This window comes from Larkinella insperata (assembly GCF_026248825.1).
GTDB lineage: Bacteria > Bacteroidota > Bacteroidia > Cytophagales > Spirosomataceae > Larkinella > Larkinella insperata.
Window position 1 is genome coordinate 5,794,162 of the sequence record NZ_CP110973.1, and the last position, 13,449, is coordinate 5,807,610.

General features: G+C 53.0%; 12 protein-coding genes. 7 read left to right on the forward strand and 5 right to left on the reverse strand.

Features of this window, described 5'->3' with window-relative positions; translation table 11 throughout:
- Position 1: 1 nt before the first annotated feature.
- Entirely contained in the window at positions 2–517 is a 516-nt protein-coding gene (locus OQ371_RS23305) for a DUF2911 domain-containing protein (protein WP_265990743.1), read from the reverse strand.
- A 120-nt stretch (positions 518–637) separates the two neighbouring features.
- Here OQ371_RS23305 and OQ371_RS23310 point away from each other — a divergent pair, with 120 nt between their 5' ends.
- Positions 638–1,909, forward strand: a complete 1,272-nt coding sequence (locus tag OQ371_RS23310) for a hypothetical protein (RefSeq protein ID WP_265990744.1) — start codon at positions 638–640, stop codon at positions 1,907–1,909.
- Here the strand turns inward: OQ371_RS23310 and OQ371_RS23315 are convergent.
- Entirely contained in the window at positions 1,901–2,671 is a 771-nt protein-coding gene (locus tag OQ371_RS23315) for an ABC transporter substrate-binding protein (protein WP_265990746.1), read from the reverse strand. The two genes, OQ371_RS23310 and OQ371_RS23315, sit on opposite strands and share 9 nt — an antisense overlap.
- 237 nt (positions 2,672–2,908) lie before the next feature.
- On the opposite strand from OQ371_RS23315, the gene OQ371_RS23320 reads away from it, so the two are divergent.
- From OQ371_RS23320 to OQ371_RS23330, 3 genes are all read left to right on the forward strand, one after another.
- A complete protein-coding gene (locus tag OQ371_RS23320) occupies positions 2,909–3,637 on the forward strand; it encodes a class I SAM-dependent methyltransferase (protein ID WP_265990748.1) in 729 nt (242 codons plus the stop codon).
- 206 nt (positions 3,638–3,843) lie between these two features.
- On the forward strand, positions 3,844–4,620 hold the full coding sequence (locus tag OQ371_RS23325) for a recombination directionality factor (RefSeq protein ID WP_265990749.1): 777 nt from the start codon (positions 3,844–3,846) through the stop codon (positions 4,618–4,620).
- 24 nt (positions 4,621–4,644) lie between these two features.
- Complete coding sequence (locus OQ371_RS23330; protein ID WP_265990750.1) at positions 4,645–5,304, forward strand: DUF8453 domain-containing protein; 660 nt, start codon at positions 4,645–4,647, stop codon at positions 5,302–5,304.
- A 5-nt stretch (positions 5,305–5,309) separates the two neighbouring features.
- Here OQ371_RS23330 and OQ371_RS23335 read toward each other — a convergent pair whose 3' ends face one another.
- Positions 5,310–5,987 (reverse strand): response regulator transcription factor, encoded by a 678-nt coding sequence (locus OQ371_RS23335; protein ID WP_265990751.1) that lies wholly within the window; start codon positions 5,985–5,987, stop codon positions 5,310–5,312.
- 106 nt (positions 5,988–6,093) lie between these two features.
- On the reverse strand, positions 6,094–7,548 hold the full coding sequence (locus OQ371_RS23340; protein ID WP_265990752.1) for a sensor histidine kinase: 1,455 nt from the start codon (positions 7,546–7,548) through the stop codon (positions 6,094–6,096).
- A gap of 125 nt (positions 7,549–7,673) precedes the next feature.
- On the opposite strand from OQ371_RS23340, the gene OQ371_RS23345 reads away from it, so the two are divergent.
- Positions 7,674–8,492, forward strand: coding sequence for a GLPGLI family protein (locus OQ371_RS23345; RefSeq protein WP_265990753.1), 819 nt, complete (start codon positions 7,674–7,676; stop codon positions 8,490–8,492).
- 22 nt (positions 8,493–8,514) lie between these two features.
- Positions 8,515–11,379 (forward strand): outer membrane beta-barrel protein, encoded by a 2,865-nt coding sequence (locus OQ371_RS23350; RefSeq protein WP_265990754.1) that lies wholly within the window; start codon positions 8,515–8,517, stop codon positions 11,377–11,379.
- On the opposite strand, the gene OQ371_RS23355 is transcribed toward OQ371_RS23350, so the two are convergent.
- A complete protein-coding gene (locus tag OQ371_RS23355) occupies positions 11,380–12,174 on the reverse strand; it encodes a DUF2490 domain-containing protein (RefSeq protein WP_265990755.1) in 795 nt (264 codons plus the stop codon).
- 247 nt (positions 12,175–12,421) lie between these two features.
- Between OQ371_RS23355 and OQ371_RS23360 the strand changes: the two genes are divergently transcribed.
- The gene (locus tag OQ371_RS23360; RefSeq protein ID WP_265990756.1) at positions 12,422–13,444 is read left to right on the forward strand and encodes a glycosyltransferase family 9 protein; all 1,023 of its coding nucleotides are present in this window, start codon (positions 12,422–12,424) and stop codon (positions 13,442–13,444) included.
- Positions 13,445–13,449: the final 5 nt, after the last annotated feature.

A 13,449-nucleotide genomic window follows, 5' to 3' on the forward strand; every position in this document is an offset into this window, starting at 1 on the left:
TTTACTGCACGTTAAAATGGACGCTCGTATCAGCCCAGGCCAGCGAAACAACGCCTTTTGGGGTGATATCAATGGTGAATTTTTCCTGGAAGGCCGGTGCTTTTCGGGCCGGAACCGTCACGCGCAGAACGTCCTCCTCCGGTTTGTAACTGAACGCGCCCCATTTGATGGTTTTGTTGAGAATAATCGTCCAGTCTTTTTCGCCCGGAATGGTGAACAGGGCGTATTTACCTTTCGGAACCGCCTTGCCTTCCAGTTTTACATTCTGGGAAAACTCGATGGACGTCGTCTCGTTCGCACCGGTTCGCCATACCTGCCCGGCTGGGGCTACCTTCCCTGCCGGGTCCCAGACGTTCCGGCCTTTCACCGACGGCTGGCTGTAGTCGATCGTGATGGTTTTGCCGCCCACGGTTTGCCGGGCCTGCGCGGGCGGACTGGGCCGTTTGGCCTTGTCTTCCTGCGCAAACGTCCCTTGAGCGATCATCAGTAATGTTGTGAAAATGAGCAATTTTTTCATGATGGTTTACGTAACTTTGGTTGAAGGAATATTGAACCGGACAAAGGTGCCGAATGCCGCTAAAAGTTGAAAACACGAGCCTTGTTCAAATCTGTTCAAGTTGATTCACCCTGACTATCAATGCACTCCGACGACGACAGTTTGCAACGGTGCCGGTTCCTGATCGAAGAAAAAGTCGGTTGGGGCGACGGCCAACAGTGGCAGAACGGGGATTTTGAAGCCCTGAGCGAGCGCATTTTTGCCGAAACCGGCGTTTCGCTCAGCGTCAGTACCCTGAAACGAATCTGGGGCAAAGTTCGCTACGACAGCGCCCCCACGGCCACGACGCTCAACACGCTGGCGCAGTTTGTGGGCCACGAAAACTGGCGGGCCTTTCGGCAACCACCCGTGGCGGTCCAGACCGCCGAACCGATTCGCCCCCTGCCCGAACCACCTGCTTCGGCAACCCCCGAACGCCGGGGCGCCCGGCGCTGGCCGTGGGTCGTTGGCCTTTTGCTGGTGACGGGTCTGGCCGGCATCTGGGCGTTCGAGGACCGGGTTAAACCGCTGCAGTACGGCGCGGTATCGTTCACCAGCCGCCCGGTGGCGAAGGGGTTGCCCAATACGGTTTTGTTCCGTTACGATGCCAGTAATTCCAACGCCGACAGCGTCTTTATTCAGCAGAGCTGGAATCCGAAGCTCCGATTTCGGGTCGACAAGGCCGGTCATCAGTACGCCAGCACCTACTACTACCCCGGTTATTTCCGCGCCAAACTGGTGCTGAATGATTCCATCGTTCGCGAACACGACCTTTACATCACCACCGACGGCTGGCTTGGAACCGTCAACTACGACTCCATTCCGGTTTATTTCCCGCATGGCCAGATTTACCGGGGCCAAACCGTCTCCCTGACCGAAGCCGATCTGCGCGGGCAGGGCGTTAGTCTTCAGCGGACCGTTCCCACGGTCAGTCTGCACTACGTTCAGCCGCTGGGCGATTTGTCGGGCAGCAACTTCGAGTTTGAAACCGAACTGAAAAGTACCTACAGCCGCAATGAGGCCGTGTGCCAGCAGACGGGCATTATGATCTTGTGTTCCAACGGGATGCACCTGATTCCGCTATCGGTCAAAGGTTGCGTGGGGCAATTGTATCTTTCGTTTGCCGAGAAAGGGATTTCGGGCCAAACCACCGACCTCTCCGGCTTCGGCGTCGACTTTTCGGACTGGGCGACGGTGCGCTGCGCGGTCAACGACAAACAAGTGACGGTCTGGGTGAACGGCCAACGGGTCTATACCGGGCAGTTTAGCCGCGATCCGGGCAAGATCGTGGGCCTACGGTATTATTTTCAGGGAACGGGTGCCGTCAAATCCGCCCGCTTTTCCGACGGCAGGACCAAGACGGTATTACTCTAAGCCCAGTTCCTGCCGCAGCTGCTGGATGTATTCGGCCGCTTGCAGCATCCGGCTGCCGTACCAGCTAAACATCTCCCCGTCCACGAGCAGCACCCGCGCCGTGGGGCAGATCCGCTGTAGTTCAATCCGGTGTTTCTCCGCAAAAGGATACGGTTCCGACGACAGAAAAATCAGGTCGGGCCGGGCCAATTGCAGGTCGGCTACGGTCAGTTCGGGATAGCGGGTCTGGTCGGCCAAGGCGTTCCGAAAACCGGCCATTTCCAGCATGGAATGAATAAACGTTCCATGAGCCGCCACCATATACGGTTTCCGCCAGATGAAATAAGCCACCAAGGGCCCCGAATCCCGGACAGCCGCACGAAGACGCTGAAACGACGCAGCAATCCGTTCCGCCATTTGCCCGGCCTGTGGTCCGCGACCGACCAGCGCTCCCACCTCCCGAATCATCGCCAGCGCGTCGGCCACGGTATGCATATCCGTCACGTGAACGGGGTAGTGTCGCTGTAATTCTTCGATTTGTTCGCGGGTATTTTCTTCTTTGTTAGCCAGAATCAAATCGGGCTTTAGGTCGTGAATCCGGTCGAGATGCAGCGTTTTGGTGCCGCCCACCACGGTCTTGCCTTTTACCTTCTCTGCCGGATGAATACAAAATTTGGTAACGCCCACAATCGCCTGATCCAGGCCCAGATCGAAGAGCAATTCGGTTTGGGAAGGGACGACGGAAACGATGCGCTGGGGGACGGTTTCTGATTTTGTTTGCACTTCCTGACCTAGTTAAAAAGGATGAAAACTATATTCGCGGAGTTGCGTCTGCGGTCGTTGTCGCTGCCAATTATGGTTTTTACGGCTGCTTTCCTCAAATCGCGCCCGACAGGAACGCCTATCGTTAAAATCATTGCTTTAATTAATACAACAAATGATTTTTAATTCATAAAAAGCAAAAGTAAACTTAAAAAAGACAACGAGTATTCTATTTTCCACGCCCTGTAGTAAGCACCCGTGAGCCATCCGACCGATCCCATTTACGAACCAGATTATATAAAATCGTTATTCGATAAAATGTCCAAAACCTACGGTTTGGCCAATTACGTTTCATCTTTTGGTTTCACGGAACGCTGGCGGGCCGCCTGCCTAAAAAACCTGCCCGCTGTTCGTCCGGAAGCAACGGGGTATGATTTGATGACGGGAATGGGCGAAGCCTGGGGGCATATTCTTCCCAAACTAACTGCCGACGGGCGATTGATTGCCGTTGACATTTCTCCGGTAATGGTCCAAAAAGCCGTTGCGCACCGCCAGAAAATCCGAAACCGGACGGTAGACCTTGTTCAGTGCGATGTTTTGAACAACCCCTTTGAACCCAATACCGCTGATTTCATCGTCTCTACGTTTGGTTTAAAAACGTTTAACGACTCCCAAACCGCAGCGCTTGCGCGGGAAGTCAATCGGTTGTTAAAACCCGGCGGGTCGTTTTCGTTTGTAGAAATATCGGCCCCTAAGGGCTGGCTTTTTTACGGTTTATATCTCTTTTATCTAAAAACCGTCATTCCTTTAATTGGCAAATTATTCCTCAACAGCGCCGATGAATACCGGATGCTGGGTGTTTATTGTCAGAAGTTTGGAAACTGTAAAAAGTTTGCCGATTGTCTGCAACAGCAGGGGCTTGAAGTAACGTATAAAGATTATTTTTTCGGCTGTGCATCCGGCGTAACGGGCCGGAAAAAGAAGTAGTGAGTGAGAACCTGCGGTAAAAGAAGCACGGCTTTCAGTATGACTCGCAGGACCTCTACCGAAACAGACCTCAATCAGCGGCAAACGGGTTGCCAATCCGCCGGAAAGACAGACTGCCTCCGAACAGGCCAGGTTCCGTTTTTACATGAGGTTTCCTTGGGTCGGAATGCCTATATTTGTCCATAGAATCGAATGTAAACAACTAGATGCGTATTCAATCGGACAACACCCCATCGCGGCAATCAGCGCTGACGGAACTCGGGCGAATTGCCGTGGGCGAAAGAGTAGAACGGTCGGGCCAGGTTGTTCCCAGCAGCATCGACAGCTTTCGGATTCGGGGCGACCATGCCGAAGTGGTTCATAAAGTATACGGCGAAACCATTACCGAGCTGCCTATCCTGTTCTATTCCGATCAGGAAGAGATTGTCTGCAACGAACGGCTTGAAATCCGTACCATCGACGGCAAACTGTTTGGCTACGGCGACAACCACACATTTCACATCTGGAACGACGAGCTGAAAAAATACGCCGTCACCACCACCGACCGGCGGCCCCAGATCATGGACGAAACCGTGGCGTTTCTGCAGAAGAACCTGCATCCGTCCAAAGCCAGGCTCATCCGCTGGCTGCCGGTTCTGACGCTCCGGTTTGTGATTCGGGACATCCCGCTGCTGGGCTACTGGCAGTTCAGCACCCGCGCCGTACAGACCACCATTCCGAACCTGCGCAACAAATTTGACGAGTACATCAAGCTATTTGGTAGCGTACAATACCTGCCGTTTTTGCTGAAAGTCAAGAAGGTGAAGTCCAATAAACCGGGGATGGTCTACCAGTATCCGATTGTCGATCTGGTGCCGCAATTTTCCTTCGAAACCGCCCACCGCCTGGCCCGCTACCTCCGCGAAAACCCGAACGCCGACGCCAGCCACTGGCTAAACGAGCAGGGCGACAAACCCCAGCAGTTATCGTCGGCGGAGGAATAATTTAGTAGCTAAAAGTGAATCAACATGAATAGAAGTATACTATTATTAGCATTTATCTCACTAATAATTGCTTCTTTATTTATCTCTTATGTTTCATTCATTAGTAGAGAATGGGAAACATTAACGGCCTTTATATCTTTAACAATTGCAATTATTTCTGCTTGGGTCGCCTATGAAACCTTCTATATTCAAAACCAATCTAAAAGGCCACAAATTGTTCTTACTATAGACTCCCAGAGCCGCCATAGCTTACTTCAACTTGTTTGTCAAAATTTAGGCGAAAAACCAGCATTCAACATTGACATTTCATGGAATAGGCCATTAAAAGACTCAAATGAAACCCTTATAACATTTAAGCCAAGCCCGGAAATAGTTGATTGTGAAATTCCTGTTTTAAATTCAAAAGAAAAAGTTTCAGTTATGATCGATGAGATAAATAGGTTTTACAAGCACTTCAAAGACAATAGTATGTATTACTCTGGAATAATTTCTTTTCAAGAATCCTTAACTAGTAATAAGAAAACATCTTACAATTTTCAATTTTCGTTTGAACAATACTCCAAGACCTTAATTTCGGAAAGCGAACTCCCTAAAACTCTTTTTGAACTACAAAAACTCCCAAAAGAACTTGATAGTATAAAAAAAGAACTAAAACTTTTAAGAAATATATTCGAAAATAAATAGCTGCCTCAAACAATCAGCTTATACCCCACACCCCGCACGTTCACAATCTGCACCTGCGGGTCGTCTTTCAGGTACCGGCGCAACCGGGTGATGAACACATCCAGGCTCCGGCCGTTGAAAAAACTGTCGTTGCCCCACAGATCGAGCAACACGGCGGAGCGTTCCAGCACCTGGTTGCGCTGCTCATACAGCCTTTTCAGCAATTCGGCTTCGCGGTGCGACATGGCTATTTCCTGGCCGTTTAACGCCAGCTTCTGCTTGGGATAATCGAAGTAATAACGGCCAATCGGCAAGCGATCTGGCGCAGCAGTGCGAACCGCCCGGTTGCGGGTCAGAAGGGCTTTAATGCGTACAATCAGCTCGTCGATGCTGAACGGTTTTTTGAGGTAATCGTTGCCGCCCAGCTCAAACCCGCGCACCACATCGGCGGTTTGCGAACGGGCCGTCAGAAAAATAATGGGCACATCAGGATCGGTCTGCCGGATGCGCTCGGCTAGCGTAAACCCGTCGAGCTTGGGCATCATCACATCGGCCACCACCGCATCCGGCGGCTGCTTCCGGAACATGGCATACCCTTCCTCGCCGTCGGCGGCATACAAAACCGTAAAACCCCGTACTTCCAGGCTGTCGCGGACGATCATGCCCAGGGCGAGTTCATCTTCAATGAGTAGTATGGTTGGCATGTTATCAGGAAAGTTGTTTCGCGGAGTGTGGCCGAGGCTTTTGGAGAGAAGCGGAGCCTCGGCTACACTCTTTTACGCTCCGATCAACTCTGCGAAATAGCCTTAATCAGCAAGTTGGAATCCAGATTGTAAATTCGCTCCCCTGCCCCAGCTCACTCGCCACGTGGATGCGGCCACCGTGTTTCTCCACCACCTGCCGGACGTACGACAACCCCAGCCCAAAGCCTTTCACCGGGTGCAGATTACCCGTCGGTACCCGGAAAAACCGCTCGAAAATGGCTTCGTGGTAGGCCTTCGGAATACCGTGGCCGTTGTCCAGCACCGTTAGTTGCCAGCCCTGCTCATCAATCCGGCTGTAAACCCGAATCCGTACCGAATCCGACGAGTACTTGATGGCGTTGTCAATCAGGTTGTTGATCGCGTTTTCCATGTGCAACCGGTCGGCCTGCACCGGCGCGTTTCCCGGTTCGTGTACGACTTCGATCTCGACCGACCGGGCCGGAGCGCCAGCCTGCGCTTTCAACTGCTGGTTTTCCACCACTTCACGGATCAGTCCGGCGGGCCGGAGCCATTCGCGGTGCAGTTCCAGCTCTTTTTTTTCATCAACCGCCATGTTCAGCACCTTTTCGACCAGGTCCGAAAGCCGTTGCAGTTCATTCTTGGAAATGCCCAGATACGTCTGCGTTTTCTGCGGATCGTTCAGCGCGCCAAAATGCTGGAGGGCTTCCACGGCCGCCGACACCGTGGCAATGGGCGTTTTCAACTCGTGGGTCATATTATTAATGAAATCGTTCTTGATTTCCGACAGCTTTTTCTGCTTCAGAATGGTCGACATCGTGTAAAGAAAACACCAGGTCGTCAGGACCAGCAGCAGCGCCGATCCCGCCAGCGTCCCGCTCATCTTCCGCAGAATATAACCCGTCGGGCTTCCGAAAGACGCCTGCAGAAACTGGTTTTTCACCGGGTTAATTGGCATCGGCGCGGTTTTAATGGGCCACTCGGCGGGGTCCTGGCTGTCCATCAGTGTCCGGAACAACTCCGGCTTCAACTGAATTGTGTCCAGTTGGTATACGGCGTACACATCGCGCAGCTGCAATTCCGCCTGGTAGGTTGAATCAAACTTTTTGAGGTTGAAACGGTGTCCGCCCGCCCAATCGACAATCAACCGGTCGGAAATTTTACGGGCCAGGGTGTCGATCAGAATTCGGTGGCGGGGTTGTCGCAGTACGCGCACGTTGATGCGCGGCCCATCGGTCCGGATGAAAATACTGTCATTCAGGTGGTTGACAATCATTCGCTCTGTCGAAGCATCGTCGGACTCCATTTCCCGAAAACGGCGCTGTCCGCGCTTTTTGTCGACGGTAGCTTCGGCCCGAAACAACTGTCGGGCATCGTTGAACTGCTGCTTTTCCACCGCCGAGATGAACGCCCCCCGCACCGTCCGCCGAAACTGCTGCTCGTTGATTTGGTAGCTGGTAAAGAGCCAATACCCCTGAAACGCCACGACGCCCAGGATGCAAACCGTCATCAGGATAAAGATCGACCGAATGCGCTGTTTCATAGGGCTCAAAAATACCCGTTTTTCGGCTGGCTTCCCAAGCTCGTTAACACTGTTTAACACTAAATAACAGTGCTTTACAAGCCCGATCCGCATCTTTGCTCCGTTCTTTTTAATCCATTTTCCGTATGAAGACCTTCCCATTGATCGCCGTTGGGATTTTGGCCGCCCAGACGGCTTTTGCTCAGCCCAAATCCGGCAAAATCACGTATGAAGTCATGCAAAAAGTCGACCTTTCGCAGATGCGGATCGTCATCAACGGGCAGGAAGTCCGGCCGGGCAGCCCCGATGCGCCCGCTGTCGATCTTCCCGAGACCCGGTCTTTCCTCCAGTATTTTGTTTTTGCCGGAAACCACGGCAAGGAAGAACAGGACGGCAGCACGGGCGGTATCACCATCCGGCAGTTTTCTCCAGATAGCGGACCCGAGTCAGGTCCGGGTGGTCCGGAAGGACGGAGAAGCCGGAATTTCAGTGGCCGCCCGTTTGAGCGGAGCGTCTTCATCGATCTCGCGGCCCAAAAAACCGTTGAAGTCGTAACCATTAAAAAAGATTCGGTGACGAAACACTACCAGACCGAGCTACCCCTAAACCGGGCAACGGGTTGGCAGGAATCCGGCAAATCGAAAAAAATTGCGGGTTTCACCTGTCAGAAAGCAACGGTTGCGTACCGAAATGTGACTTATACGGTATGGTACACCACCGACCTGCCTTTTACGTATTCGCCCGTGCCGAGCCTGACGCCCGAAAAAGGCGTGGTACTGCAAATCGAAAGCGATCAGGAAGCGTACAAAGCGACGAAAATTGCGGAGCAAAACGTAGCCGAAAGCGACGTGATGCCGCCCAAAACCGCGCAGATGGTGACGCCCGACGAACTGGCCTTGATCCGGCAGAAAGCAATGGCCGACATGCGTCAGAAAGTAATGAACGACTTCCAGAACCGGAACTAGATTACCGAAACCAAGCCCCCGTATGCGCCAACTTTTCCTTTTCTCCCTGCTTCTGATCAGCGGCACAACCGCAGTGGCTCAATCGCAGGTGCGGGGCCTCGTGGTTGATTCGACCACGCGAAAACCGCTCATGGAAGCCACCGTTTCGCTGCTGTCGGCGCGGGATTCATCGGTGGTTACGTTCATGATCACCAACGGCGAGGGGGCGTTTGCGTTCAATAAAGTGACGGCTGGTAACTACCGCATTCTGATTACGTATGTTGGCTACCGCAACAAATCGAAGCGAATTTCGGTCAGCCCCGACAAGCCGACGCTCGATGCCGGCACGTTTGAACTGATGACTCAGGCCGTTGATCTGCATGAAGTGGTGGTGAAGCAGGAAGCGCCCCCCATCACGATCAAACAGGATACCGTCGAGTTCAACGCCAACTCGTTTAAAACGCAACCCAACGCGATGGTGGAAAGCATGTTGAAGAAACTGCCGGGCGTGGAAGTCGACCGCGACGGCACCATCAAGGCGCAGGGGCAGGAAGTGAAAAAGGTGCTGGTGGACGGCAAACCGTTTTTCGGCGACGACCCGAAAATGGCGACCCGCAACCTCCCCGCCGACATCATCGACAAGGTTCAACTTGTTGATCAGCAATCCGACCAGGCGCAATTTACCGGTATTGATGACGGCAACCGGAACAAAGCCATCAACCTGGTTACGAAGAAAGAAAAGCGCAAAGGCTATTTTGGCCAGCAAACTATCGGCGCTGGCCCCAACGAAACAGACGACATGCGCTATGCCGCCCGGCTGAATCTCAACCGCTTCAACGGTGAGCAGCAGATTTCGATCATCGGTCAGGCCAACAACGTAAATTCGCAGGGTTTTACGGGGCAGAGCATTTTTGGCGGGGGGGCCGGACTGGGCGCCAACTTCGGCGGGGGCGGTATCATCGTTGCGGATGGACGCGGTGGAAGAAGTGGGGGCGGCTTCGGGGGCAGCTCGAACGCCATCACCCGGACGCTCGCCGGGGGGCTGAATTACCGTAATGCCTGGGGCAAGAAAGCGGATCTTTCCGCCAGTTATTTCCTGAACGACCTCCATACCATTACCGATCAGCAAAGCCGTCGGCAGTACGCCCTGCCCGATACTTCTTACCAGGTCAATCAGAACAGCACGTCGCGCAACCAGACCTCCAGCCACCGGTTCAACGTGCGGTTCACTTACCAGCTCGACTCGCTGACGACGCTGCGGATTGAGCCGGGTTTCACGGTGCAAAACTCCTTATTTCAGAGCCTCAACCAGTCGCAGACGCTGACCAGTGACGCCGTTGGTACGGGTGGCCCCGTAGATTCCACCAACCTGATCAACACCAGCCTTACGCGGTACAACTCAACCGGAAACGGGATTTCGGGCAATAATAACGCCCTGCTGATGCGGAAGTTTAAGCGCAAAGGTCGCACGCTTTCGCTCAACTGGAACACGGCCGTCAACAACCAGCGTACGGATGGTATCAACCAATCGACCAACGAATTTTTCGGGCAAACCGGCGGGCGCAATCAAAACATCAACCAACGGAATGAGCAGACCAGTAAGTCGGTCACCAATACCGTTAATCTGGCCTACACCGAGCCGTTGTCGCTGAGCAAATCGCTGGAATTTCATTACAATTATTCCCTGAACCGCAACACCTCCGACCGAACTGTAAACAACTACGATGAATCCACCGGTACCTACTCGGCGTTCAATCCGGCCCTGAGCAACAACTTCGTCAATACCTACCAGACCAACCGCGTGGGGTCGACGCTGCAAACCAAGCGCTTGAAATATACTTACGCCCTTGGTTTCGACGTACAGCAGGCCAGCCTGCGCAGCGACAACCGGACGACAGACACCGAACTGCGGAAGAATTTCACCAACGTGCTGCCGAATGCGGTATTCACGTATACGTTCAGCAAAAGCCGTACTCTGCGACTGAATTACCGCAGCCAGACCCACGCCCCTTCGGTTTCGCAGTTGCAACCCGTGCCCGACAACACCAATCCGCTGAACATCCGGCTGGGAAATCCAAACCTGAAACAGGAGTTTACCCATACCGTCTCACTGAATTACAACAACTTCCAGCAAACGACCTTCCGCTCGGTGTTTGCGATGCTGAACGCCAGCCAGACAAGCAACAAAATCGTCAACGCCACATCATTCAACAAGCAGGGAGCGCAGACTACCCAACCCGTTAACACCAATGGGTATTACAACATGAACGGGTTTCTGACAATCGGTCGGCGGATTCAGCCGTTGAAAGCGAATGTCAACCTGACGAGTCACGTGAATTTTAACCGGGGCGTCAGTCTGGTGAACAGCCAGACCAACCGCTCACAGAACTGGACGCTCAGCCAGGGTGCCCGCATGAATTCGAACTTCAACGAGAAACTGGAGTTTGGCCTGAGCGGAAACATCAGCTACCAGACGGCCCTGTACTCGCTTCAGTCGTCGCAGAACACGGAGTTTTTCAACAAATCGCTCAGCGGGGATCTGTATTATCAATTACCGTTCCGGCTGGTGGTTACGACCGATATCACCTACAACAACTATTCGGGAAAATCGGCGGGGTCGGTGCAGAACTTCGCGCTCTGGAACGTGGCGCTGGCGCGGCAGTTTTTCCGGAATAAACAGGGCGAGTTACGGTTACAGGTATACGACCTGCTGAATCAGAACCGGAGCATCAACCGAAACGTCACCGAAACGTACACGGAAGAAACCACCAGCCGGGTCCTGAACCGGTATTTTCTCTTGACGTTTACCTACAACCTGCGCCGATTTGGCAGCGGCCCGCAAGCCCGTCCGGATCGGGGTCCTTCGTACCAGCCCCGGGATCTGCAACGACCGGGAAGACTGAATTGATTAGTCAGCCTGCGACGGCAGTTTGTTGGACGAACCGGCGTTTTTGCCCTGCCCGATCCTATAGGTCAGCGACAGCAGAATGTTGTTTTTCCCAGTGGCAGACTGGGGTGTAAAAATCCCTTTTTCAAAACTTGCCGGGCTGTAGTTGGTTTGATTGACCCATCCCATTTGTACAATCCAGTGTTTGTCGACCTGGTAGCCAACCCCGCCGTACACCCGGTTTCGCTCGAAGGTGGGGCCTTTGGGGTTGATGAAAATTTCGTCAAAAAGAGACAGAAAAGCCGTCTTGGCCGTAATCGTCGGTTTGTTGAGCGGTATAAACGCGTTCAGCCTGTACCGAATCCGGTTACGGAACGGCGTGGAACCGTCGCGGTTATTGAACCAGCGCTGTTCAATGCGGTACCGTTGTTCGAACTTGATCCGGGAAAGATGCTGGTTGATTACCAATTGCTGCCAGAACCGTTTTTCGGTATTCAGCGGACCGTCCGACAGTTCGCGGAAATCGTACGTGGCGTAGTGACCACCCGCCAGCGTAAAGGTAAAGTGCTGACTTAAATCATAACTGATACCGCCTTTTAATTCCCGGTAGAAAAACTGCTGCATGACGGCATTTCCGCGCGCCTGTACTTCGGCAAAACCACCCCATTTATCACTACCACCCGGTAACTGGACCGTGCCGATAAACCAGGTGCCCCAGGGCGTTGACGGCGTGAGTGACGTTTGAGCGAACGATGTCGAACAAAGAACTAAAAATAAGCTGAGTGTTAAACCAATAACGACTAAGAGCCGCTTCATAGAAGAGATTGAATTGAGTCTTCAAATTTACAATGGCGTAATGAAACCGCTGTAACGTTTACACAATCTTAACAATTTGATAATAATGAAGTAACGATTGAAGCAGTTCGGAAAAACTCAGCGGGAAATCAGGATAAAAATTTGGCAATATCTTTCCGGGACCGTCCAATCATTTATCCGGTCGGAACGGAGTCGTTTTAGACCATTCCTTCAAAATCTCCCGGGCTTATCGTAATTTTGCCTTCAGATGCAGACGACGCCCGTTAAATTTTTGATTCTCCGGTTTTCTTCCATTGGTGACATTGTGTTGACAACGCCGGTTGTTCGGTGCCTGAAACAACAGGTGCCGGGGGCGGAAATCCATTTCTGCACCAAGCGGGCTTACCAGTCGGTTATCGAGTCGAACCCGTACATCGACAAACGGATTTACCTGGGCGACAAGCTGGCCGACCTCATCGGCGACCTGCGGGCCGAGCGCTACGACTACATCATCGACCTGCACAACAACCTCCGTACCCGGATCATCAAGCTCCGGCTGGACCGCCCCTCCTACAGCTTCGACAAGCTGAACTGGGAAAAATGGCTGTACGTGCGCTTCAAGCTCAACACCATGCCGAACGTGCACGTGGTTGACCGGTACATGAAAACCGTTGAAACCTTCGGCGTGGTGAATGACCTAAAAGGGCTGGATTATTTTATACCGTACCGCGACATCGTGGAGCGGGAGTGGCTTCCGGCTTCCCACCGGCGCCAGTTTGTCACCTACGCCATTGGCGGTCAGCACAATACCAAAAAGCTACCCGTAGCCCGGATGATTGAGTTGTGCCGAAAGATAAACTTTCCAATTGTGCTGCTGGGGGGCAAGGAAGACGCGCAGGCGGGGGAAGAAATCCGTCAGGCCCTGGGCGACACGCTGATTTACAACGCCTGCGGCCAATACAACCTCAACCAGTCGGCCTCGCTGCTGGATCAGTCGGCGCTGGTGTTCAGCCACGATACGGGCCTGATGCACATTGCGGCCGCCCTGCGGAAAAAAGTGTACTCGATCTGGGGCAGTACCACGCCCCAACTGGGGATGTACCCCTATAAAACGCAATTTGTTGCCCTCGAAAATAAACCCTTAGGCTGCCGTCCGTGTTCTAAAATTGGGTACGAACGCTGCCCGTTGGGTCATTTCAAATGCATGAACGAACTGCCGTTTGACTTCGATCTGAACGAATTGAAGCGGGGCGCGGGTCCGTCGACACACCGACTGGGTCCGGAACGTTAATTTCT

Excerpts from the sequence above, each read along its gene's own strand:
- OQ371_RS23350 (WP_265990754.1), top strand. The coding sequence starts at position 8,515 with ATGCGCCAACTTTTCCTTTTCTCCCTGCTTCTGATCAGCGGCACAACC.
- OQ371_RS23360 (WP_265990756.1), top strand. The coding sequence starts at position 12,422 with ATGCAGACGACGCCCGTTAAATTTTTGATTCTCCGGTTTTCTTCCATT.
- OQ371_RS23310 (WP_265990744.1), top strand. The coding sequence starts at position 638 with ATGCACTCCGACGACGACAGTTTGCAACGGTGCCGGTTCCTGATCGAA.
- OQ371_RS23305 (WP_265990743.1), bottom strand. The coding sequence starts at position 517 with ATGAAAAAATTGCTCATTTTCACAACATTACTGATGATCGCTCAAGGG.
- OQ371_RS23340 (WP_265990752.1), bottom strand. The coding sequence starts at position 7,548 with ATGAAACAGCGCATTCGGTCGATCTTTATCCTGATGACGGTTTGCATC.
- OQ371_RS23345 (WP_265990753.1), top strand. The coding sequence starts at position 7,674 with ATGAAGACCTTCCCATTGATCGCCGTTGGGATTTTGGCCGCCCAGACG.
- OQ371_RS23330 (WP_265990750.1), top strand. The coding sequence starts at position 4,645 with ATGAATAGAAGTATACTATTATTAGCATTTATCTCACTAATAATTGCT.
- OQ371_RS23355 (WP_265990755.1), bottom strand. The coding sequence starts at position 12,174 with ATGAAGCGGCTCTTAGTCGTTATTGGTTTAACACTCAGCTTATTTTTA.
- OQ371_RS23335 (WP_265990751.1), bottom strand. The coding sequence starts at position 5,987 with ATGCCAACCATACTACTCATTGAAGATGAACTCGCCCTGGGCATGATC.
- OQ371_RS23325 (WP_265990749.1), top strand. The coding sequence starts at position 3,844 with ATGCGTATTCAATCGGACAACACCCCATCGCGGCAATCAGCGCTGACG.